This is a genomic window from Bacillus sp. FSL K6-1145 (assembly GCF_038003425.1).
Classification (GTDB): Bacteria; Bacillota; Bacilli; order Bacillales; family Bacillaceae; genus Bacillus; species Bacillus pumilus.
In genome coordinates, this window is record NZ_JBBOPC010000001.1 from 1,833,260 (window position 1) to 1,854,269 (window position 21,010).

Sequence of the window (21,010 nt, forward strand, 5' to 3'; positions counted from 1 at the left end):
CTTTTCTATCATATTTATTAATCAAGTGGCTGCTTCATGCCAAGCTTGGCTGAATTCAGAAAATTAAAACAAAAATAATAGAAAAAAGCATGAACGAAGAAAATCCTCATTCATGCTTTTTCGTTATCTCACTCTTTTTGTAGAAGGTTTGCTTTCGTGATGAAGACGATTGAGAGCCGTTACTTTGTAAGTAACACTCTTATTCTGGTGAACTGAAAGATCTTTGACGGATGTCAGCGTACCAGTTTCTTTTCTAACAGTTTGAAGCAACTCATATGTTCCTTTCGTCGTCAATCGATAGACTGCATAATAGGATGCGGTAGATTGCGGATCATTTTTGATCTGTAAAGCTGCACCATCTGCTGTTTTTTTAATAGATTGAATGATTGGTTTTTTTGGCGCTTTCTGATGAAGCCAAGGCATTTCTGGAATGAGAGCCGGTTTACGGTAGGCGTCTTCTATCAATCGATTTTTGACATTCAAAGGGTTACGGTTGATATCCTTTAGGCTAAAGTGCATGCTTCCCTGTACGAGAGGTGACTGTCTGTTTAGTTTGATCTGCCGAAAGTATTCTTCTGGATCTGACCAAGCAGGATCACTGTTTTGATTAATTTTATACGTCGCCTGACCAATGTACAGGTGAACAGGCTCTCCCTTCACTTCATTTGACCACCATTTCGTGAGCACGTCATAGGCGGCTGCCTGAAAACCGATGCTCCAGTAAATTTGCGGGGTGACATAGTCGATATCATGCTGCTGAATCCACTCTCTTGTATCAGCATACAAATCATCGTAATTGGTCATCCCTGCTGTGGTATTTGAACCAGTCGGGTCATCCTTTATGTTGCGCCATACTCCAAATGGGCTAATACCAAATTTCACATACGGCTTTACTTTCTTCACTGTGTCGTTGATTTGCTTGACCAATTGATTCACATTATCTCTTCGCCAATCTTCTATATGCGTAAATGCCTTTTTTCCATATGTTTCATACGTTTCTTGATCTGGGAACGGCACATCGGCTATTTTATTCGGGTAAAAATAATCATCCATATGCACTGCATCAATATCGTAGTTTTTCACGACTTCTTCTATACCGCCGACAATGAACTCCTGAGCTTTTGGAATGCCTGGATTGAAATAAAGCTGATTTCCGTACGCAATGGTCCAATTAGGATGTTTTTTTGCCGGGTGATCGGCTGATAAACGGCTGAGATCGGTATGATTCATTGTGATGCGATACGGGTTAAACCAAGCGTGAAATTCGAGCCCGCGTTTATGAGCTTCTTCGATCATGAATTCAAGCGGGTCATACCCGGGATCTTTCCCTTGCGTGCCGGTTAAATATTCGGACCACGGCCCGTATGCCGAAGGGTAAAAGGCATCTGCTGTCGGTTTAATTTGCATGATCACGGCATTCATATTCATCGCTTTGATCTCATCTAACAAATGAATAAACTCTTCTTTTTGCTCTTTGACAGGCAGCCCTTTCTTTGAAGGCCAATCTAAATTATAAACCGATGCGATCCATACTGCGCGCATCTCTCTTGTGCTTTCAAGCTTCCCTTTTGGGATTGGACGAGCTAGACTGCTAGAAGGAATCAATAAGAATACAAACATTAAAATTAGTGTTAGACACGTCATACAGATCTTTTTCACCATTTTTTGCATCACCTCATCATCAGTTTATTCCGCTTTTTGAGATCGAATGCCAGCAGATGGTGTCAGCAGGATGTTTTTCATTTCCTTGAGCTGGACTTCAGGGATGTCGCAAGCCTCGATTAAATACCGCTCTGCACTCCCGTATGTCTTCATCATTTCGTTTAGCACATCTTCCAGATAATCTTGCTGCACACCGAGAAGCGGCTGAATTTGCTCTTTTGATACCCGATATAAACTCATCATCCGGACAAATCGCTGCTGCCTTCTGACAAGCATTTTCACCCCTTCGTTAGAGCGCATGTATTCACTTAAAACGGCAGACATCGGTACACCTGCTGCTAATTGAATGAGGGCAGATAAAAAGCCTGTCCGGTCCTTACCGCTTGTGCAGTGAAGCATCAGCGGGTAATTGCTTTTATCTGAAAGCAGTGTGAACAGTTGCTGAATTTCTTCTTTACGCTCTGTGAGCATGCTTTGATATAAATCCTTCATAATCGATGTGAAAGTGAAAGATTTCCCTTCTGCTACCAGCATACGAAACATGGTCCATTTACTTGGCATCTTACTGTCAGGATGCATGGGAATATGGACGATTTTGTTATGTTCCTTGATCTTTGGCGGATGTGATTTGCGTTCTGAGGCTGTACGAAGATCACAAACGGTTTGAATCCCAAGGGTCGAAAACGTCTCGATATCTTGTTTCGTCAGACGGGACAAATCTGCGGATCGATAAATCATCCCCTCCCTGATGACCATTTCATCTGTTGTGTGAAGTCCCCCTACTTCTCTAAAATTCGCAAGCTTTGAAAATGGGTTGTTTGATTGATTCATAGAAGTGAAAGTCCTTTCCGTTACGTTCTTTTCTCTATCATACGCTTTTATCGAGATGGGGAAAAGAGAAGCCATTTGGTATAATGGAAAAAGGACATACGGTTGGATTGGAGAAATGTAGCATGATCAAAACAAAACGGATTCAGCAAATCAAAGAGTATGTGTTTGACCGGGAATCTGCCTCACTGGATGAGCTTGTGGCGCATTTTGGCGTTTCAAAAAACACGATACGCCGAGATGTACAAGCATTGGTCGAGTCCGGCGTGCTCAAAAAAGTATATGGCGGAGTGGCTGTGAATCATTCAACATTAGTAGTATATCAGGAGCGAAAGACCCATCAGCTGAGTAAAAAGCAATTGATTGGTCAAACAGCAGCTGCTTTTGTGGAAAATGGGGATATGATTTTTGTTGATTCTGGTACGACAACACTTGAGATGCTTCCCTATTTGACTGAGAAACAGGTGACTGTTGTGACCAATAATGTAGATTTGATCACACAGGCGATGCCTTATGAGAATCTCACTATCTTTTCCACCGGCGGGATGCTTGAGAGAAAAACGAATTCATTCGTTGGCTATCAAAGTGTAGAGCGTTTGAAAGCTTACAATGTCAATAAAGCCTTTATCGCATCAACTGGTTTATCCATTGATCACGGCGTCACGAATTCGTCCCCGCTTGAAACGGATATTAAAAAGACGGTTGTTGAAAAAAGTGCCAAAACGTTTTTATTAGTGGATGATAGTAAATTTAATCATTACGCTTTGACCACATTTTGTCATTTGCAAGATCTTGATGTCGTCGTGACGAATAAACAGCCAAGTGAAGATTATCTTCAATATGGAAAAGAGCATGATGTACGGTTTGTCACGCCTTCATCAAAATAGATGGATCACAAAACAACGGCTCAGGAATTTGAGCCGTTGTTTGATTCATTCATCTCAAGCTGCATGATCAAGCGGAATAAAAAGCGGTACACGGCTGAGGTGACTTCAATGAAGGGCATATCTTCATGGATGTCCTCAAGCTCAAGAAGCTGTAAATTCACATCAAACAAGCCGTCTTGCCCATTAAATTGAAGCTGCGCACCATTTAATGAAGCCAGCATGTCCTTTAGAATGCCTGTGTCTTTTTTAGGACGTTTGAAACCGAATAACACGGTATACGTTTGAAATACTTCGTCCCATTCAATGGCTAATCCATCGACTCTCACCACATCAAACCACTTTGATTCGATATAAATGAATTCTTTTTGATGTTGTTTTACATATGTAAGCGGTGTGTTTAGAAATGAGGTGCCCTCTGATTGAATCATGTCCTCGGATTCTTTGTCTACACGCTCAATATATACATCGCTAAAGCGCGCCTCTTCCTTTATTCTTGCACCTTCTAAAGGCCAATTGTGGCGCGCCGCTTCGTCATATTCAAAGTCTGTCAGCGCTTGTCCTTCTTTCAATAGATCTTGTAAGCGATTTTGTAGCGACATGGCTATGTCTCCTTTCTTCTCCTTCATGTGCGTGTATTATTTTAGCATAACTCATGAAAAGAAAGATATGGCTCAGCATATGATGGTATGATAGTGTCAAAAGATACATCTCGGAGGGGTACGTTTTGCTCACAATGACATTGGCAGAAAAAATCGTAGACGAGGTCAAAAAGGTGCTGACTGAGGAAATCATCATTACACAAACAAACGGCACCATCATAGCGGCAACAGATCCAGCGCGCATTGGTCAATTTCATGAAGGGGCATATTTGACATCCTTTGAAGGACAAAAACGAATCCTTACAAAGGATGATGAGCAGCGAATGAAAGGGGTCAAAGCTGGCATCAATCTGCCTATCTATTTTAAGCAAGAGGTCATTGGTGTAATTGGGATGACAGGAAATCCTGTCCATGTCTCTCCATTTGGCGAAATATTACGAAAAATGACCGAATTGCTTATTCAAGAACATGAATTTTTTCTAGAAACAGAAACCGATGAACGGCAGCTTGAAGCGTTTGTGTTCGACTGGCTTCATCTGCCAGAGACAGCCATCGATCTCACTGAAAAAGCAGCGCGGCTTCAGCTTGATATCAACAAGCAGCGTGCGGTCGTCCTCATTGATTGTCACGATGAATCGTTTATGAAGCAGGATCAATACAAAAAAGTGAAGGAAATGCTGCATCTCACCAATCAGGAAATGATCGTCCGCTGGGGACATGCCCGCTTTTTGCTCATGCTACAAACCTCGGCAAATGACCGTGATACTTTGCGGCAGCGTCTTTTTCACATCCATGCTGCGCTCACCGCACATCCTAAGTCAAAGGTTTTGATAGGTGCGGGAAAACCTGCAGCTGGACAGATGATGAAGCAATCATTTCATCAAGCCTTTCGTGCTTTAAAAATGGCGAATGCAGATACACCGATTGTGTTTGATGAGGATTTAACACTTGAACTTTTTATAGAAGAAGTGAGTCAGGAAACAAAAGAAGTGTTCCTTGATCGAACGATTGTCCCGCTTCTCCCCTACCCTGAACTAGTGAAAACATTGCGTGTACTCATGACGTCAGATTGCTCATTGAAATATACTGCAGAAGCGATGCACGTACATATCAATACACTGCATTACAGGCTAAAACGTATCCAAGATTTAACGACCCTTGATCCGAAACGCATGCAAGATGCGATGCTCTTTTATTTAGCCTTGATGCTATTAGATCATCATCCAAATAAACGAGGCGAGAAGCCCGATATTTTGTAGAATCGTCCATAGGCATGAGGCGATTCTTTTTTTATACTGAAAGAAACGGTATGTCTAATCAGTAGGAGTGAATGCGTATGTTAAATTCTGAATTTTTTAGTCAATTAAAAAAGATTGTCGGTGCGTCTCATGTACAGCGCAGTAAAGCCGATCGGCTTGCCTACTCTTATGATGCAACGCCTAATTTTCAGCATATGCCAGATGTCATCGTAAGCCCGCACGCGGCTGAGGAGATCCAGCAAATTGTTCGGCTCTGCGCCTCATATAAGGTGCCGATTGTGCCAAGAGGATCCGGTACGAACCTTTGTGCAGGCACCTGTCCGACACAAGGCGGACTTGTGATGTTGTTTACAAGAATGAACCAATTCATCGAAATTGACGAAGAAAACCTGACTGCAACGGTCCAGCCTGGTTTGATCACACAGGAACTCATTCACCAAGTAGAGGCAAGAGGCCTTTTCTATCCACCAGACCCAAGCTCGATGAAAATTTCGACGTTAGGCGGCAATATTAATGAAAATTCAGGTGGGCTCCGGGGGTTAAAATATGGTGTGACGAGAGATTATGTACTTGGACTTGAAGTGGTTCTGCCAAACGGTGACATCATCAAAACGGGCGGCAAGCTCGCAAAGGACGTGGCCGGGTATGATATGACCCGTTTATTTGTTGGATCAGAAGGAACGCTCGGAATTGTCACTGAAGCCACGCTGAAGCTTTTGCCGCTTCCAGAAACTAAACAAACGATGCTTTGTTTATATGAAAGCCTTGAGGAAGCAGCTGCATCAGTTTCGGCGATTATTGCAGAGCGTATCATCCCCGCCACGTTAGAATTTATGGATCAGCCGACACTAGAAGTCGTCGAAGACTTTGCCAAAATCGGCCTGCCGACTGACGTTCAAGCGGTGCTATTAATCGAACAGGACGGCAATCCTGAGGCTGTTTCCCGTGATATGCAAAGCATTGCAAAGGTTTGTCAGCAGCACGGTGCAAAAGAAGTGAATATCGCACACTCTGAAGAAGAAGCAAGTGCCCTTTTAACAGCGAGGCGAGCCGCTTTATCTGCCCTCGCCCGTTTAAGCCCTACGACCATTTTAGAAGATGCCACAGTGCCCCGTTCTGAAATTGCGAACATGGTGCGCGCGATCGAAGACATTGCGAGAGAGTACGACGTGAAAATCTGTACATTTGGTCATGCAGGTGACGGAAATCTGCATCCTACTTGTGCAACTGATGCAAGAAATGAAGAAGAAATGAAGCGGGTTGAAGAAGCATTTCAGGCCATTTTTGAAAAAGCAGTCTCCCTTGGTGGCACCATTACGGGTGAGCATGGTGTGGGTCTAATGAAAGCCCCCTATTTGGAGCTAAAGGTCAAAAAAGAAGGAATCGCTGCAATGAAAGCGATCAAACAAGCGCTAGATCCAGCAAATATCATGAATCCTGATAAGGTGTTTGGAAAAGCGGCAAGGAAGCGAGTGGTGGTCTCATGAATTCCTCTAAACAAACAAAGATTCAGCAAACATTTCAACAGCAAATGGACGAAAAGGAGCTGCTCAATTGCATGCGCTGCGGCTTCTGCCTCCCTTCCTGCCCTACTTATATTGAATCCGGTCAACAAGAAACGCACTCACCCCGCGGCCGAATTGCTTTAATGAAGGCGGTAAGAGACGGCGTGATTGAGCCTGATGAAGACGTCGAACATTCATTGAACCTTTGTCTTGGCTGCCGTGCATGTGAACCGGTTTGCCCCTCAGGCGTCAAATATGGACGTTTACTTGAGGATGCAAGAGACATCATTCAGCAGCACAAGAAACAATCCCTTCCTGTCAAATTTGTGAGACGTGTTGTGTTTAAAGGACTCTTTCCTTCCCAAAGCCGAATGCGTCAAGCGGCTGGACTACTGCGATTTTATCAAACCTCTGGTCTGCAAACGGCCGCCCGCAAGTCTGGCATGCTAAAGGTACTTCCGCCGCATTTACAGCTGATGGAAGAGGCCCTTCCAAAGGTGCCGCGACAACAAAAAAGCCGTGCGTTAGAATACAAAGCCATTGGCACAGCAAGAAAACGTGTCGCCTTTTTTACTGGCTGCTTAATGGACACCGTTTTTTCCAGCACAAACGAAGCGACCATCCAGCTTTTGCAGCTGGCCGGCTGTGACGTTGTCGTCCCTCCTGTTCAGACGTGCTGCGGTGCACTTCATGGTCATAGTGGAGAAAAAGAGCAAGCGAAAGAGCTAGCAAGGCGGAATATTGAAGCATTTGAGGAGGTTGAGGCAGATGCCATTGTCATGAATGCGGGCGGATGTGGTGCCTTTTTAAGTGATTATGATCATTTACTAAAGGATGATCCGTCTTTTCAAAAGCGAGGTGAAGCCTTCTCACAGAAAATCACGGATATATCAGACATTCTCGTGGAGCTGGAAATTCACGGCCGTACGCCGCTTGCTTTGCCAGAGCAAGTCATCACCTATCAAGATTCCTGTCATTTGCGGAACGGAATGGGTGTACAGCAAGCGCCAAGGGTGCTCATGAAGGCAATTCAAGGGGTATCATTTAAAGAAATGAAGGATGCCGACCGCTGCTGCGGATCCGCCGGAATTTATAATATCTTGCAGCCACAAATGTCGATGCAAATTTTAGATCATAAAATGACAGAAGCTAGTCAAACAGCTGCGACTGCTATTGTCACGTCCAATCCAGGCTGCCAGCTGCAAATGGCAGCAGGTATCAAACGTTCAGGACAATCGAACAGCATGCGTGCTGTTCATCTCGTAGATTTTTTATTAGAAGCGGTTCAATATGGAAAAGAAGCGTCCAGCACATCAAGCTGAACGCTTTTTTTCATGCATATCTTCCGGCAATTGGTTGGATAATAGAGGCAAATTGCGGAAGGAGATGGTTCAAGTGCTGAAGAAAAACAAACAACATCAAAAGGACCCAAATTCAGTATTTGAGGCATTGTCACGTTCCTCTGATTTTACAAACGAGTTGTCACGAAGTGAAGGGTTTCTTTATCGAATTTCTTTTTTTCGTTCTTTAATTAATGGGCATCTACTCCATGAACAAATTTTGCCCTGCATGAAAGAATTACATCTCACCCCTACTCTTGAGGAGCTGAAAGAACGAATTCCCATTGAACAGTCCGTCATCACGACCGATCTTCAGGAAGTGGAAAAAGCGCTTCATTTAGGTAACTTGGCCATTCGGCTCGAAACGGATTGGGGCAAAGCGCTTCTGATCCCGATTGAAGAAAAGAAAGGCAGACAAGTAGGTCCGCCCGAGATAGAATTTGGCATTATTAGTGCACAGGAAGCATTTGTGGAGGTTTTGGATACCAATTTAAATTTGGTCAGACGGCGGCTGCCGACACCGAACCTGAAAGTGTCAGAAAAGACGGTTGGCACGCTTTCGCAAACAAAAGTAGCGGTGTTATATATTGAAGAGATTGCTAATCCGACAAACATTGAAACCGTTCTCCAGCGTATTGAAGACATTGATTTTGATCAAATTTTAGATGCAAATTACCTTGCACAGATGCTTTATGATGTGTCCAATACGATCTTTCCGTTGTTTTTAAATACAGAAAGACCCGACCGCGTCTCTTCAGGTTTATCAGAAGGGAAAATTGCCATATTAGTGGATGGCTCGCCTCATGTCTTGCTTGCCCCGACGATTTTACTTGAGTATTTTTCCACTATGGAAGACTACAATATGTCGTGGATTGCGGCTTCTTGCTTTAGGCTGTTACGCATATTTGCTGTGATATTTTCCATTTTTGCGACACCTTTATATGTAGCCGTTTTAACGTTTCATTATGAGCTAATTCCAAAAGACTTATTAGAAACCATTGTGGCCTCCCGCTATCTTGTTCCATTTCCTCCAATCATTGAGGCGCTATTTTTAGAGATTTCGATTGAATTACTAAGAGAAGCGGGTTCAAGGCTTCCGGCTAAAGTCGGTCAGACGCTCGGGATTGTTGGAGGGATTGTCATTGGACAGGCTGCTGTGGCAGCAGGATTAACAAGTAATATTTTACTCATTATTGTTGCCCTTTCTGCTCTTGCCTCATTTGTCACCCCTATTTACAAAATGGGCAGTGCCATTCGGCTGCTGAGATTTCCCTTTCTACTTGCGGCACAGGTGTGGGGTGCATTAGGTATTGCAGTGATGGGATCATTCCTTCTCACCCATTTAATGAAATTAACGTCTATTGGACGTCCGTATCTAGAGCCTATTTTTCCGCTGCGCCTGACAGATCTAAAGGGCAGTTTGATTCGCCCTCAGCTTCGTTTTTTGAATAAAAGACCGGAAAATTTACGACCGGAAAATGAAACCATCCATCGGCAAAAGCCTAAGCAAGGCCGTAAGGGGAAAAATGATTTTTATGAATAAGGAAGTGAAAGCATGAGTTCTTCTTCTGTAAAAGAGAAATTTCAAGTTTCCCCTTTTTTTGTGTTTTTTCTCGTTAATGCTAATCAAGTTGGTGTTGGCATTTTAAACTTTCAAACAAACCTTGTTCGTTCTATGAATAATGATGGATGGATCGCCATTCTGATTTCTGGCTTCAGTGTCAATGTCATGATCTTTCTTATGTACATGATGTTTAAAAAGGCCCCTTCGGATGAATTTGGTGATATCACGCAATATGTATTTGGCAAGTGGGTTGGGCAATTATTCAACATTCTCTATATCTTATATTTTGCTTCTTTGTCGTTGACCGTTCTCGTCCATTATATGGATGTGATCCATGTATGGCTGTTTAAAGAAATTCCTGGTCTATTGTTTGCGTCTGTACTTCTGCTGCTCGTGTATTACATTCATACCGGCGGGTTTAGAACGATTGCTGGATGGGCATTTTTTAGTATTGTACTGACGTATTGGATGACGTTTATTTGTTTTTATGCCATGAAATATAGTCACATTCGTTTCATGTTCCCGATGTTTGATCATACATTTTCGCAGCTGTTGATGGGAGTCAAAGATGCTTCATTATCCATGTTTGGTTTTGGCACACTGCTTGTCTATTATCCCTTTATTAAACATGCGCAGACGTCTCAAAAATTTGCTCACATGGGGGCATTATTTACGACATGCTTAAATTTACTCGTCTTTCTCGTCTCCATTGCGTATTATTCAAGTGCTCAGCTTAAATTAACAAAATGGCCGACGTTAACGTTAACAAGCATTGTGAAGCTCCCGTTTATCCAACGCTTTGAATTTATCGAAGTGTCTCTTTGGCTGCTTTTAATCATTCCGAATATCGCGATTCCACTGTGGGCCGCGAGCCGAATGGCAAAACAAGTGCTTCATACAAGCCAGCGCGTCACGTTCATCGCGCTCAGCATCCTCATTCTGGTCATGTTTTCATTTTTTACGGGGGCGACTTCTTTTGAAACATTTAACCAATGGGTGGAATATAGCGGATACTTTCTTGTATATGGCTTGATTGTCTGTATGGTTATTGGACTGATGTTGAAAAAAAGGTGGGTGAAAAAACGAGCATGAAACGTTATATACTCACGGGTCTCATGTTGTTTAGTCTCTTCTTAACTAGCTGTGCACAGCCTCGCCTTTTAGATGAATTAAATATCTCTCAGGCGGCAGGATTTGATTTAATCGAAGATGGAGAAATGAAGGGCTTCTTTGTCTTCCCTGTCTTTAAAAGTGAGGAGCAAGGAAGTTATCAAATATTAAGCGCAAGGTCAAATACCATTAGTAATATTCAGTTTCTCGTATCAGAAAAATCACCTTTTCCAGTCGTCATGGGTCAGGTGCTCGTTATTTTAGTCAGTGAAAAATTAGCAAAGGAAGTCGGCATGATCGATTTAATGAATTACATTTATCGTGATCCTATCATTGGTTCACGCCAAGTGTTTGCGATTGTAGGCGGAGAAGTTGAAGATTTATTATATACAAAAATGAATCAAACGAACTTAAATATAGGTGTGTATCTCTCTGATCTGTTGTCCCAAAATATGCGAAATGGCAATCAACCTGTCACTAATCAGCATATTTTCATGAATCAGATGCTGGCAAAAGGAGTCGATGCTTACCTGCCTTACATCAAGAAAACTAGCAACGCCATTAAAGTCACAGGAGTTGCTCTGTTTGATCAGGAAAAAATGGTCGGTCATATCCCTGGAGAAGACACGTTTACATTTAAAGCGATGATTGAAAATCATAAAAATGGTATCTACGAGTTTCAATTGGCTGATCAAGAAAAGACCCATGTCGTCATTGAAAATATCAAATCACATGTGTCCTACCAGGTCAAACCAACGAATAACCTAACAAAAAAGCCTCATATCACGATTGATATCAAGCTGAAGGGCGAATTAAAAGAATTCATGAAGTCCAAGAAAATTGATAAACCGAATATATTGGACCAAGTCGAAAAAGAAGTTGAAAAACGTGTCGCCCAGCAAGGACAAGACCTTGTTCAGTCCTTTAAAAAGCAACATATTGATCCGCTTGGGCTAGGCTTAAGGTATCGATCAAAAGACAAAGCTATGACACCAGAAAAATGGAAGGAAATCTATCCTGATGCGGATGTACAAGTTAAATGCCATATGAAAATTGTGCAAACTGGTGTCAGTCAATAAAGGAGTTGGAAATTATTCGAAAATATCTTCTTTGTTGTTCAATATGGTAGACACGTTCGTTTTGACTCTTGGAACGCAGTCTTTTTGAAGATAGTCATTTAACGTGTTCTCTACTTCACTTTTATCTGTGTGAAGGATCTTAGGTGAACATTGTTCCACAAGGACCGGTCTATTCCCTTTAGCACAGTGTGTCATTGTTTCAAGGGCAATTAAACTGAAAGGTCTTCCTTTGTCTAGCCATGTTTTCATTCTATCCCAGGTTGGACAGCTTAAAGCTGCCAGCCTTCCCCAATGAACGTGAAAATGAGTGCAAGTGACCTCCATCCAATTTAATACTTTGTTAGAGTGGAAACGGTACAGACAGATAAAAGCAGCTGTCGGTAATTCTTTTTCACTGATCGATTTCAATTTCTCTATCACATGTTGTAAACCTTCATCTTCGGGCAAACTGCTGGCCGCTGCCCAAGAAAGTGGATAAAGAAATTCTTCGTCAGCCTGATTCACCAGTTCCCTTACCCACCCAACGGCAGATGTACCTAAAACATCAGCCACGATTTCTAACATGCGTGATTTCACTTCGATATGCTGAGTTTCCTCAAACCGGCTTTGAACAGAGTCTAAGGTCCTTTGCTGATCATGCTGTTTCAGCGCATCAAAGACATCATCCTCAAGAAACCACCTAGTAATTGAGAAGTCTATTAAAGACGCCAAATCTTGCCGCACGTCTTGTAATGTGGGGGCTTTATCTTCTTTGGTGACGATGACACCATCCAAAGCCTGTCCATCCTCTCCATAAAAGTCATCATGCAGTAAAAATTGTTTAGGAGAATGGAGAACGGCTAAGTTATACCATTCAATCGGTCGTAAAGAATTGTTGATTAGTCTCTTGTGACACGGCTGACATAATTGATAAGGTTGTTTCGGTTCATCAGTATCTTCTACCACATTCATTGCGTTTTTTTGACAGGCTTCACATAAGACGACTTTTTCCACTCCATTCACTTCCTTTGAATCTAATCTTCATCCTTTACATCTGGATCTTCAGGAATCGGTTCATTTAAAATCTCTTGGACGAGCTCTTTGTATTGTTCAAGCTGCTTCATATGCGTTTGAAACTGTCCTTGATAAATGAGATATGATTCTCCGTCAAATACAAAACGGATCTTTTTTTGCTGAATTAATTTCTCAATATACGCCTCTGATACTTCTAAGTATTCAGCTGTTTCTTCGATTGTTAAATACATGTTTATGCACCACCCGTTCGTTTCATCTAACAAATTATATCATGATCTGTTGAAAAAAACGGAAGCCGCCTGTTCATATTTTCTTTCCTGATATCATGATAACAAGTGTTCAGCAAGTAGATCGTCTAGGTGCGAGCAAATATGGTATGATAAAGTTTGCTAGATGGGCGTTTTTCGGTTTGACCTTCAGAGAGGTAAGCGAAAAGCAGACTCATGAGAGAAACAAAACAAGCATAGGCTTTTATATGAATGCTTGAAGAAAATTCGTATTTAAAGGCAGAGTGAAATGAATGGGAACCTTGTTTAATGAAATTTTAACTTGGCTGACAAGCCTTGGTTATGTAGGTGTAGCACTAGGTCTGATGATTGAAATCATTCCGAGCGAAATTGTTCTTGCTTATGGCGGATATATGGTGTCAACAGGAACAATCGGTTTTGTTGGAGCTGTTATCGCCGGCGTCATCGGAGGTACGCTCGCACAGTGTTTTATATACTGGATCGGTCTTTATGGCGGAAGACCTTTTTTAACAAAGTACGGGAAATACTTATTCATCCATGAACATCATATCGCCACTGCAGAGCGCTGGTTTGATCGATATGGAACCGGTGTGGTGTTTACAGCGCGCTTTATTCCTATTGTCCGCCATGCCATCTCCATTCCAGCCGGTATTGCCAAAATGCCTTTTTTGAAATTTGTCCTCTTGACAGGATTAGCAGCCATCCCTTGGTCGATCTTATTTATCTATCTCGGTATGCAGCTTGGGACAAAGTGGGACCACATTCAAAGTGTTGCTCACGCTTATACCACTCCTATTATGGCCATTGCGATTGTCCTAATCGTTCTCTATTTCGTCTTAAAAAAAATTCGTACGAACCGAAAACGGACAATCTAATGAAAAGCGCCTTCCACTGATCTAGTGAAAGGCGTTTTTTCTATGAGTGTAAGGATTGTTTTTTCATATATTGAGATAATTCCATAATCATTGCACCCATTCTCTCAAGTGACGGGGCGAGAATCCGGTCAATTCCCTCTTCTTTTAAAGCTTCAGCTGTGACTTTTCCAACAGCTACTGCCAGTACTTGCTGCTCGAATAGCGCTTGGAGTTCTTCTTTTCTTCCCCATTTTGCCGCTAGTGTGAAAAAGGCGTGCACCTGAACAGCGGTTGTAAAACAGACGGCTTGGACTTTTCCATCTTTCATTCCTTGAAGCAATGTTTCTGCGGCTTCTGGTTCAGGTGGTGTGTGCTGATAAGGTAAAAGCGGCAATACATCTGCCCCTTTGTCATGTAAAAACTTCATGAGAGCCGGAGCGTTTTCTCCGTGCAGCTGCACCATGACACGTTTGCCTTGAAACTCTTTGCCTTCAAGCTTTGAGATTAGGTCACGCACCGTTCCATCTTCATCAGATACGTCTGGCTGAATTCCGCGTTTTTTGAGTGCAGCATAGGTTTTGTATCCTCTTGAAGCGATCTGTGCATTTGATAGAATGTGCATAAATTCTTCCCCTAAATGAAGCTCTTCTGCACTCTCAATTAATGTATCAGTCCCGATACCCGTTGTTAAAATCACCCAATCGGCGCCTTTTTTCACAAAGGTTTCAATGCCTGGCTTTAACTCCTCTTTGGCTAAAAATACGGTTCCTTGAAGAGAACGAATAACGGCTTGTCCCCCTTGCTTTTCGACAAGTGTACGCATTTCTTCTGTTTTTCTCGTTCCACAAATGGCAATCGTTTTTCCAGCTAAGCCTTTACTCAATTTTATCCCTCTTTTTCTATCACATTTGATATGTATTAAATATAGATTTATTTGGAAGACGTTGCAAGTGTCTACTAAAAAAGAGCTTGACGTTTCGATCTAATTCGAGTATCTTTTGTAAGTGCAAATTGTAGGAGGTCATTATGGAAAAACAGAATGTTCAAGCTTATCGATTATCAATTGCAGACCCAACACCACTTGGTTTGTTTGGTTTAGCAATGGTGACGCTCGTTGCGTCCTCACAAAAACTAGGAATTACAGATGGCACTTCCCTTATTTTACCTTGGGCTATCTTCCTTGGAGGCATCGCGCAGCTGATCGCGTCCATACAAGATTCAAAGCATCAAAATATTTTTGGAGCCACTGCCTTTGGCGCATTCGGTCTTTTTTGGATGGGCGTTGGTACGACTTGGCTCATTCAAGCGGGCGTTTTTGGGAAAACGCTTGCGGAAGCAGCAGATCCAAAACAACTAGGTTTTGCGTTTATCGGATATTTAATTTTCAGCTTGTTTATGACGATTGGTGCAATGGAAACACATAAAGTATTATTTTTGATTTTCGTCTTTATTGATTTCTTATTCCTTGGTCTTTCCCTAAGCTCATTTGGTGTGATGTACGATGTGACTCATACCATTGCCGGTATTGCAGAATTGATCATTTCCCTGCTTTCTTTTTATGGTTCAGCAGCAGTTGTTCTCAATACTCATTTTGGCCGTACTGTACTGCCAATTGGACAACCATTTCGTATTTTTACAAAAGCATAAGTAAAAAAAGAACTGCTTTGTGCAGTTCTTTTTTATGTTTATTTTTCTTGTGCCTCTTGGAAGATCTCGCTGATGATTTCATATGAACGCATTCTTTCTTGATGGTCAAACATATCCGAATTAATCATCACTTCGTCTGCTTGAGTAGCTTCAACAAAGGCTTCCAATTCTTTTTTCACCTTTTCTTTATCCCCGATCATTGTTGAACTTAATTGTTCATCCACCATCGCTTTTTCATATGGACTCCAAAGGCCGTCCATACTGTCGACAGGCGCTTTGAGTTTTCCTGGAGTATTTCGAATGAGACTCAAAAACCGCTGATAATGAGAGGTTGCCAAATATTCAGCCCGCTCTGTTTGATCTGCAGCAAAAGCTGTCACCCCCACCATGGCATAAGGCTCTTTCAACACATCAGAAGGTCTAAATGACTGTCTATACAACTCTAAAGCAGGAATTGTATTTTTAGGTGAAAAATGTGCCGCAAAGGCAAATGGCAATCCAAGCTCTCCTGCAAGTCTTGCGCTAAAACCGCTTGAACCAAGCAGCCAAATCGGAATGTTTAGACCCTCTCCCGGAACGGCTCTTACATGTTTTTTGACCTGTCCAGTTGGTTTAAAATATTGCCGAAGTTCTTCTAGCTGCTCAGGGAAATCTTCTCCATTATGAAGATTACGTCTAAGCGCCCTTGCCGTTAACTGATCTGTCCCTGGTGCTCTGCCAAGACCTAAATCAATTCTCCCCGGATATAATGTCTCAAGTGTGCCGAATTGTTCAGCAATGACAAGTGAAGAGTGGTTTGGCAGCATAATTCCACCAGATCCTACTCGAATTTTTTCGGTTCCGCCAGCAATATACCCAATTAAAACGGACGTTGCTGAACTTGCAACACCTTCCATATTATGGTGTTCTGCCAGCCAGTATCTATGATAACCCCACTTCTCCGCCTTTTTTGCTAAATCCATACTATGTTCAAAAGATTCCTTAATGGAGCCTCCTTCTGTCACAGAGGATAAATTTAAAACGGAATAAGCTGTACGCTGTAAAACTGATTGACTCATAAATGATGTCCCCATTTCTGTCAAAAATCATACTAGTTTCATACTTTCAACACCATAACATAAAATCATCAAACATTTAAATGATTTGATTCGATGATTTTCGAAATGATGATTTTCTAGGTTTTACTTCCAATTTAAAAATTTGCACATAGAATGAAATATCAATTTTAGGAGATGGGCAATTTGTACAATCAATTCGATCACAAATGTCCCTTTTGCGGTAAATATCATGAACAGCCTCATTACAAAAGATCACGTCATGACCGTTCTCAAAGAAGAGACTGTCCATTTATCAAACAAGAACTTTCGAAACAAAATAGACCTCAAGGAAATCCTCTCTGTCACAGTGCAAAAGGAGAAAAACAATCAAAACCAATTCAAAGGGTTGGACGAAGAGGTCCCGCTGGGCCTATAGGACCCACCGGACCTGCTGGCGCTACTGGGGCAACCGGTGCCACTGGTCTAACCGGAGATACTGGTCCTACTGGACCTACAGGTGTAACTGGAGATACCGGGCCTACTGGAGCCACTGGTGTAACGGGAGATACTGGCCCTACTGGACCTACAGGTGTAACCGGAGATACCGGGCCTACTGGAGTTACTGGAGCCACTGGTGATACCGGTTCTACTGGACCAACAGGTACTACTGGTGATACCGGTCCAACTGGAGCCACTGGTGCAACCGGAGATACCGGCCCTACTGGAGTTACTGGTGCTACTGGAGTTACTGGTCCAACTGGAGATACCGGCCCTACTGGAGCCACTGGTGCGATCGGAGATACTGGTCCTACTGGAGCCACTGGTGCGATCGGAGATACTGGTCCTACTGGACCTACAGGTGTAACTGGAGATACCGGTCCAACGGGAGCTACTGGTGCAGGGTTAACAGGTATTGAAGCGTTTGATCCGGTAATCAGCCCTACTTACCAAGTAGGGCAAGTAGTGACCTTTAATGGCAGTACGTATGTAGTAAATACTGCACCACCGACAGGTACACCAGATACTTCCCTAGACTACACATTACTGGCTGCAGCAGGATCAACTGGAGATACCGGTCCAACGGGAGTTACTGGTGCAACCGGAGATACTGGTCCTACTGGACCAACAGGTGCAACCGGAGATACCGGTCCTACTGGAGTTACTGGTGCAACCGGTGATACCGGTCCTACTGGACCAACAGGTGTAACAGGTGTAACCGGAGATACCGGTCCTACTGGAGCTACTGGTGCAACCGGTGATACCGGCCCTACTGGAGTTACTGGTGCAACCGGAGATACCGGTCCTACTGGAGTTACTGGTGCAACCGGTGATACCGGTCCTACTGGAGCCACTGGTGCAACCGGAGATACCGGTCCTACTGGAGATACCGGCCCTACTGGAGCCACTGGTGCAACCGGTGATACTGGTCCAACGGGAGCCACTGGTGCCACTGGTGCCACTGGAGTTACCGGTCCTACTGGAGCCACTGGTGCAACCGGAGATACCGGTCCTACTGGAGTTACTGGTGCAACCGGTGATACCGGTCCTACTGGAGTTACTGGTGCGACTGGTGATACCGGCCCTACTGGAGTTACTGGTGCAACCGGTGATACCGGTCCTACTGGACCAACAGGTGTAACCGGAGTTACCGGTCCTACTGGAGTTACTGGTGCAACCGGTGATACCGGTCCTACTGGAGTTACTGGTGCAACCGGTGATACCGGTCCTACTGGAGCCACTGGTGCGACCGGAGATACTGGTCCAACGGGAGCCACTGGTGCCACTGGAGATACCGGTCCTACTGGAGCCACTGGTGCAACCGGAGATACCGGCCCTACTGGAGTTACTGGTGCTACTGGAGATACCGGTCCTACTGGAGTTACTGGTGCGACTGGAGCTACCGGCCCTACTGGAGCCACTGGTGCAACCGGAGATACCGGTCCTACTGGAGTTACTGGTGCCACTGGAGATACCGGTTCTACTGGACCAACAGGTGCAACCGGAGATACTGGTCCTACTGGAGCCACTGGTGCAACCGGAGATACTGGTCCAACGGGAGCCACTGGTGCAACCGGTGATACTGGTCCAACGGGAGCCACTGGTGCAACCGGAGATACCGGTCCTACTGGAGATACCGGCCCTACTGGAGCCACTGGTGCAACCGGAGATACCGGTCCTACTGGAGATACCGGTCCTACTGGAGATACCGGTTCTACTGGACCAACAGGTGCAACCGGAGATACTGGTCCTACTGGAGCCACTGGTGCAACCGGAGATACTGGTGCTACTGGAGTTACTGGTGCCACTGGAGTTACCGGTCCTACTGGAGTTACTGGTGCCACTGGAGTTACCGGTCCTACTGGAGATACTGGTGCCACTGGAGATACCGGTCCTACTGGACCTACAGGTGTAACCGGAGTTACCGGTCCTACTGGAGTTACTGGTGCCACTGGAGTTACCGGTCCTACTGGAGATACTGGTGCCACTGGAGATACCGGTCCTACTGGACCTACAGGTGTAACCGGAGTTACCGGTCCTACTGGAGTTACTGGTGCCACTGGAGTTACTGGTGCGACTGGTGATACCGGTCCTACTGGAGCCACTGGTGCAACCGGTGATACTGGTCCAACGGGAGCTACTGGTGCAGGGTTAACAGGTATTGAAGCGTTTGATCCGGTAATCAGCCCTACTTACCAAGTAGGGCAAGTAGTGACCTTTAATGGCAGTACGTATGTAGTAAATACTGCACCACCGACAGGTACACCAGATACTTCCCTAGACTACACATTACTGGCTGCAGCAGGATCAACTGGAGCTACCGGTCCAACGGGAGTTACTGGTGCAACCGGAGTTACCGGTCCTACTGGAGATACCGGCCCTACTGGAGCCACTGGTGCAACCGGAGATACCGGTCCTACTGGAGTTACTGGGCCTACTGGAGCCACTGGTGCAACCGGAGATACTGGTCCAACTGGAGCCACTGGTGCGACCGGAGATACTGGTCCAACTGGAGCCACTGGAGATACCGGTCCTACTGGACCAACAGGTGTAACCGGAGCTACCGGCCCTACTGGAGTTACTGGTGCGACTGGTGATACTGGTCCTACTGGAGCCACTGGTGCGACCGGAGATACTGGTCCTACTGGACCTACAGGTGTAACTGGAGATACCGGTCCAACGGGAGCTACTGGTGCAGGGTTAACAGGTATTGAAGCGTTTGATCCGGTAATCAGCCCTACTTACCAAGTAGGGCAAGTAGTGACCTTTAATGGCAGTACGTATGTAGTAAATACTGCACCACCGACAGGTACACCAGATACTTCCCTAGACTACACATTACTGGCTGCAGCAGGATCAACTGGAGCTACCGGTCCAACGGGAGTTACTGGTGCAACCGGAGTTACCGGTCCTACTGGAGTTACTGGTGATACTGGAGTTACTGGTGCAACCGGAGTTACCGGTCCTACTGGAGTTACTGGTGATACTGGTCCAACTGGAGCCACTGGTGCGACTGGTGATACTGGTCCTACTGGACCAACAGGTGCAACCGGAGATACCGGCCCTACTGGAGTTACTGGTGCCACTGGTGATACCGGGCCTACTGGAGCCACTGGTGCAACCGGAGTTACCGGTCCTACTGGAGTTACTGGTGCAACCGGAGATACCGGGCCTACTGGAGCCACTGGTGATACTGGTCCTACTGGACCAACAGGTGCAACCGGAGATACCGGCCCTACTGGAGTTACTGGTGCCACTGGTGATACCGGTCCAACGGGAGTTACTGGTGCCACTGGTGATACCGGTCCAACGGGAGTTACTGGTGATACTGGTCCTACTGGACCAACAGGTGTAACCGGAGCTACCGGCCCTACTGGAGTTACTGGTGCCACTGGTGATACTGGTCCAACTGGAGCCACTGGTGCGACCGGAGATACTGGTCCTACTGGAGCCACTGGTGCCACTGGAGATACCGGCCCTACTGGAGTTACTGGTGCAACCGGAGATACCGGCCCTACTGGAGCCACTGGTGCAACCGGAGTTACCGGTCCTACTGGAGTTACTGGTGATACTGGTCCAACTGGAGCCACTGGTGCGACTGGTGATACTGGTCCTACTGGACCAACAGGTGCAACCGGAGATACCGGCCCTACTGGAGTTACTGGTGCCACTGGTGATACTGGTGCCACTGGAGCTACCGGGCCTACTGGAGCCACTGGTGATACTGGTCCTACTGGACCAACAGGTGCAACCGGAGATACCGGCCCTACTGGAGTTACTGGTGCCACTGGTGATACCGGTCCAACGGGAGTTACTGGTGATACTGGTCCTACTGGACCAACAGGTGTAACCGGAGCTACCGGCCCTACTGGAGTTACT

General features: G+C 44.7%; 21 protein-coding genes and 1 pseudogene. 14 read left to right on the forward strand and 8 right to left on the reverse strand.

Annotated features, from left to right (window positions below; translation table 11 throughout):
* Positions 1-123: 123 nt before the first annotated feature.
* Positions 124-1,662 carry a glycoside hydrolase family 10 protein gene (locus MHH41_RS09115; RefSeq protein ID WP_340866193.1) on the reverse strand — a complete coding sequence of 513 codons (1,539 nt, stop codon included), beginning with the start codon at positions 1,660-1,662 and terminating at the stop codon, positions 124-126.
* Positions 1,663-1,686: 24 nt separating this feature from the next.
* Entirely contained in the window at positions 1,687-2,493 is an 807-nt protein-coding gene (locus MHH41_RS09120; RefSeq protein WP_340866194.1) for a tyrosine-protein phosphatase, read from the reverse strand.
* A gap of 122 nt (positions 2,494-2,615) precedes the next feature.
* Here MHH41_RS09120 and MHH41_RS09125 point away from each other — a divergent pair, with 122 nt between their 5' ends.
* Entirely contained in the window at positions 2,616-3,377 is a 762-nt protein-coding gene (locus MHH41_RS09125) for a DeoR/GlpR family DNA-binding transcription regulator (protein ID WP_340866195.1), read from the forward strand.
* Positions 3,378-3,397: 20 nt separating this feature from the next.
* Here MHH41_RS09125 and MHH41_RS09130 read toward each other — a convergent pair whose 3' ends face one another.
* Complete coding sequence (locus MHH41_RS09130; RefSeq protein ID WP_340866196.1) at positions 3,398-3,976, reverse strand: branched-chain amino acid aminotransferase; 579 nt, start codon at positions 3,974-3,976, stop codon at positions 3,398-3,400.
* A 125-nt stretch (positions 3,977-4,101) separates the two neighbouring features.
* On the opposite strand from MHH41_RS09130, the gene MHH41_RS09135 reads away from it, so the two are divergent.
* From MHH41_RS09135 to MHH41_RS09160, 6 genes are all read left to right on the forward strand, one after another.
* Positions 4,102-5,235 carry a CdaR family transcriptional regulator gene (locus tag MHH41_RS09135; protein WP_106032535.1) on the forward strand — a complete coding sequence of 378 codons (1,134 nt, stop codon included), beginning with the start codon at positions 4,102-4,104 and terminating at the stop codon, positions 5,233-5,235.
* A 77-nt stretch (positions 5,236-5,312) separates the two neighbouring features.
* Positions 5,313-6,722 (forward strand): glycolate oxidase subunit GlcD, encoded by a 1,410-nt coding sequence (gene glcD / locus MHH41_RS09140; RefSeq protein WP_050944825.1) that lies wholly within the window; start codon positions 5,313-5,315, stop codon positions 6,720-6,722.
* Positions 6,719-8,062, forward strand: a complete 1,344-nt coding sequence (locus tag MHH41_RS09145; protein ID WP_340866197.1) for a (Fe-S)-binding protein — start codon at positions 6,719-6,721, stop codon at positions 8,060-8,062. The genes glcD and MHH41_RS09145 overlap by 4 nt, the downstream gene beginning before the upstream one ends.
* A gap of 73 nt (positions 8,063-8,135) precedes the next feature.
* Positions 8,136-9,623: a spore germination protein gene (locus MHH41_RS09150; protein WP_050945456.1), complete on the forward strand. Its 1,488-nt coding sequence runs from the start codon at positions 8,136-8,138 to the stop codon at positions 9,621-9,623.
* A gap of 12 nt (positions 9,624-9,635) precedes the next feature.
* The gene (locus MHH41_RS09155) at positions 9,636-10,736 is read left to right on the forward strand and encodes a GerAB/ArcD/ProY family transporter (protein ID WP_003212426.1); all 1,101 of its coding nucleotides are present in this window, start codon (positions 9,636-9,638) and stop codon (positions 10,734-10,736) included.
* The gene (locus tag MHH41_RS09160; RefSeq protein ID WP_335356014.1) at positions 10,733-11,833 is read left to right on the forward strand and encodes a Ger(x)C family spore germination protein; all 1,101 of its coding nucleotides are present in this window, start codon (positions 10,733-10,735) and stop codon (positions 11,831-11,833) included. Before MHH41_RS09155 ends, MHH41_RS09160 begins: the two co-directional genes overlap by 4 nt.
* 12 nt (positions 11,834-11,845) lie before the next feature.
* On the opposite strand, the gene MHH41_RS09165 is transcribed toward MHH41_RS09160, so the two are convergent.
* On the reverse strand, positions 11,846-12,826 hold the full coding sequence (locus MHH41_RS09165) for a hypothetical protein (protein WP_340866201.1): 981 nt from the start codon (positions 12,824-12,826) through the stop codon (positions 11,846-11,848).
* Positions 12,827-12,846: 20 nt separating this feature from the next.
* Entirely contained in the window at positions 12,847-13,077 is a 231-nt protein-coding gene (locus tag MHH41_RS09170) for an excisionase family DNA-binding protein (protein ID WP_050944821.1), read from the reverse strand.
* Positions 13,078-13,367: 290 nt separating this feature from the next.
* Here MHH41_RS09170 and MHH41_RS09175 point away from each other — a divergent pair, with 290 nt between their 5' ends.
* Positions 13,368-13,970: a DedA family protein gene (locus tag MHH41_RS09175; RefSeq protein WP_050944820.1), complete on the forward strand. Its 603-nt coding sequence runs from the start codon at positions 13,368-13,370 to the stop codon at positions 13,968-13,970.
* Positions 13,971-14,010: 40 nt separating this feature from the next.
* Here MHH41_RS09175 and MHH41_RS09180 read toward each other — a convergent pair whose 3' ends face one another.
* Complete coding sequence (locus tag MHH41_RS09180) at positions 14,011-14,832, reverse strand: uroporphyrinogen-III synthase (RefSeq protein WP_340866203.1); 822 nt, start codon at positions 14,830-14,832, stop codon at positions 14,011-14,013.
* A gap of 143 nt (positions 14,833-14,975) precedes the next feature.
* On the opposite strand from MHH41_RS09180, the gene MHH41_RS09185 reads away from it, so the two are divergent.
* Positions 14,976-15,596 carry an acetate uptake transporter gene (locus MHH41_RS09185; protein ID WP_050944818.1) on the forward strand — a complete coding sequence of 207 codons (621 nt, stop codon included), beginning with the start codon at positions 14,976-14,978 and terminating at the stop codon, positions 15,594-15,596.
* A gap of 38 nt (positions 15,597-15,634) precedes the next feature.
* Here MHH41_RS09185 and MHH41_RS09190 read toward each other — a convergent pair whose 3' ends face one another.
* A complete protein-coding gene (locus tag MHH41_RS09190) occupies positions 15,635-16,654 on the reverse strand; it encodes an LLM class flavin-dependent oxidoreductase (protein WP_106028836.1) in 1,020 nt (339 codons plus the stop codon).
* A 377-nt stretch (positions 16,655-17,031) separates the two neighbouring features.
* On the reverse strand, positions 17,032-17,265 hold the full coding sequence (locus MHH41_RS09195) for a hypothetical protein (RefSeq protein ID WP_340866206.1): 234 nt from the start codon (positions 17,263-17,265) through the stop codon (positions 17,032-17,034).
* Between the two features lie 2 nt (positions 17,266-17,267).
* Here MHH41_RS09195 and MHH41_RS09200 point away from each other — a divergent pair, with 2 nt between their 5' ends.
* The 5 genes and pseudogenes from MHH41_RS09200 to MHH41_RS18860 all read left to right on the forward strand — a co-directional run bounded on the left by MHH41_RS09200 (position 17,268) and on the right by MHH41_RS18860 (position 20,981).
* Entirely contained in the window at positions 17,268-17,498 is a 231-nt protein-coding gene (locus MHH41_RS09200) for a hypothetical protein (protein WP_340866209.1), read from the forward strand.
* A pseudogene (locus MHH41_RS18845) lies at positions 17,435-19,163 on the forward strand (hypothetical protein); the annotation flags it as partial. The gene MHH41_RS09200 and the pseudogene MHH41_RS18845, both read left to right, overlap by 64 nt.
* A gap of 309 nt (positions 19,164-19,472) precedes the next feature.
* Positions 19,473-19,685, forward strand: coding sequence for a hypothetical protein (locus tag MHH41_RS18850; protein ID WP_445661607.1), 213 nt, complete (start codon positions 19,473-19,475; stop codon positions 19,683-19,685).
* A 336-nt stretch (positions 19,686-20,021) separates the two neighbouring features.
* Positions 20,022-20,486: a hypothetical protein gene (locus MHH41_RS18855; protein WP_445661608.1), complete on the forward strand. Its 465-nt coding sequence runs from the start codon at positions 20,022-20,024 to the stop codon at positions 20,484-20,486.
* 30 nt (positions 20,487-20,516) lie between these two features.
* A complete protein-coding gene (locus tag MHH41_RS18860; RefSeq protein WP_445661609.1) occupies positions 20,517-20,981 on the forward strand; it encodes a hypothetical protein in 465 nt (154 codons plus the stop codon).
* The last annotated feature ends 29 nt before the right edge of the window (positions 20,982-21,010 follow it).

Excerpts from the sequence above, each read along its gene's own strand:
- MHH41_RS09125 (WP_340866195.1), top strand. The coding sequence starts at position 2,616 with ATGATCAAAACAAAACGGATTCAGCAAATCAAAGAGTATGTGTTTGAC.
- MHH41_RS09175 (WP_050944820.1), top strand. The coding sequence starts at position 13,368 with ATGGGAACCTTGTTTAATGAAATTTTAACTTGGCTGACAAGCCTTGGT.
- MHH41_RS09130 (WP_340866196.1), bottom strand. The coding sequence starts at position 3,976 with ATGTCGCTACAAAATCGCTTACAAGATCTATTGAAAGAAGGACAAGCG.
- MHH41_RS09160 (WP_335356014.1), top strand. The coding sequence starts at position 10,733 with ATGAAACGTTATATACTCACGGGTCTCATGTTGTTTAGTCTCTTCTTA.
- MHH41_RS09155 (WP_003212426.1), top strand. The coding sequence starts at position 9,636 with ATGAGTTCTTCTTCTGTAAAAGAGAAATTTCAAGTTTCCCCTTTTTTT.
- MHH41_RS09170 (WP_050944821.1), bottom strand. The coding sequence starts at position 13,077 with ATGTATTTAACAATCGAAGAAACAGCTGAATACTTAGAAGTATCAGAG.
- MHH41_RS09190 (WP_106028836.1), bottom strand. The coding sequence starts at position 16,654 with ATGAGTCAATCAGTTTTACAGCGTACAGCTTATTCCGTTTTAAATTTA.
- MHH41_RS09120 (WP_340866194.1), bottom strand. The coding sequence starts at position 2,493 with ATGAATCAATCAAACAACCCATTTTCAAAGCTTGCGAATTTTAGAGAA.
- MHH41_RS09145 (WP_340866197.1), top strand. The coding sequence starts at position 6,719 with ATGAATTCCTCTAAACAAACAAAGATTCAGCAAACATTTCAACAGCAA.
- glcD (WP_050944825.1), top strand. The coding sequence starts at position 5,313 with ATGTTAAATTCTGAATTTTTTAGTCAATTAAAAAAGATTGTCGGTGCG.
- MHH41_RS09185 (WP_050944818.1), top strand. The coding sequence starts at position 14,976 with ATGGAAAAACAGAATGTTCAAGCTTATCGATTATCAATTGCAGACCCA.
- MHH41_RS09115 (WP_340866193.1), bottom strand. The coding sequence starts at position 1,662 with ATGGTGAAAAAGATCTGTATGACGTGTCTAACACTAATTTTAATGTTT.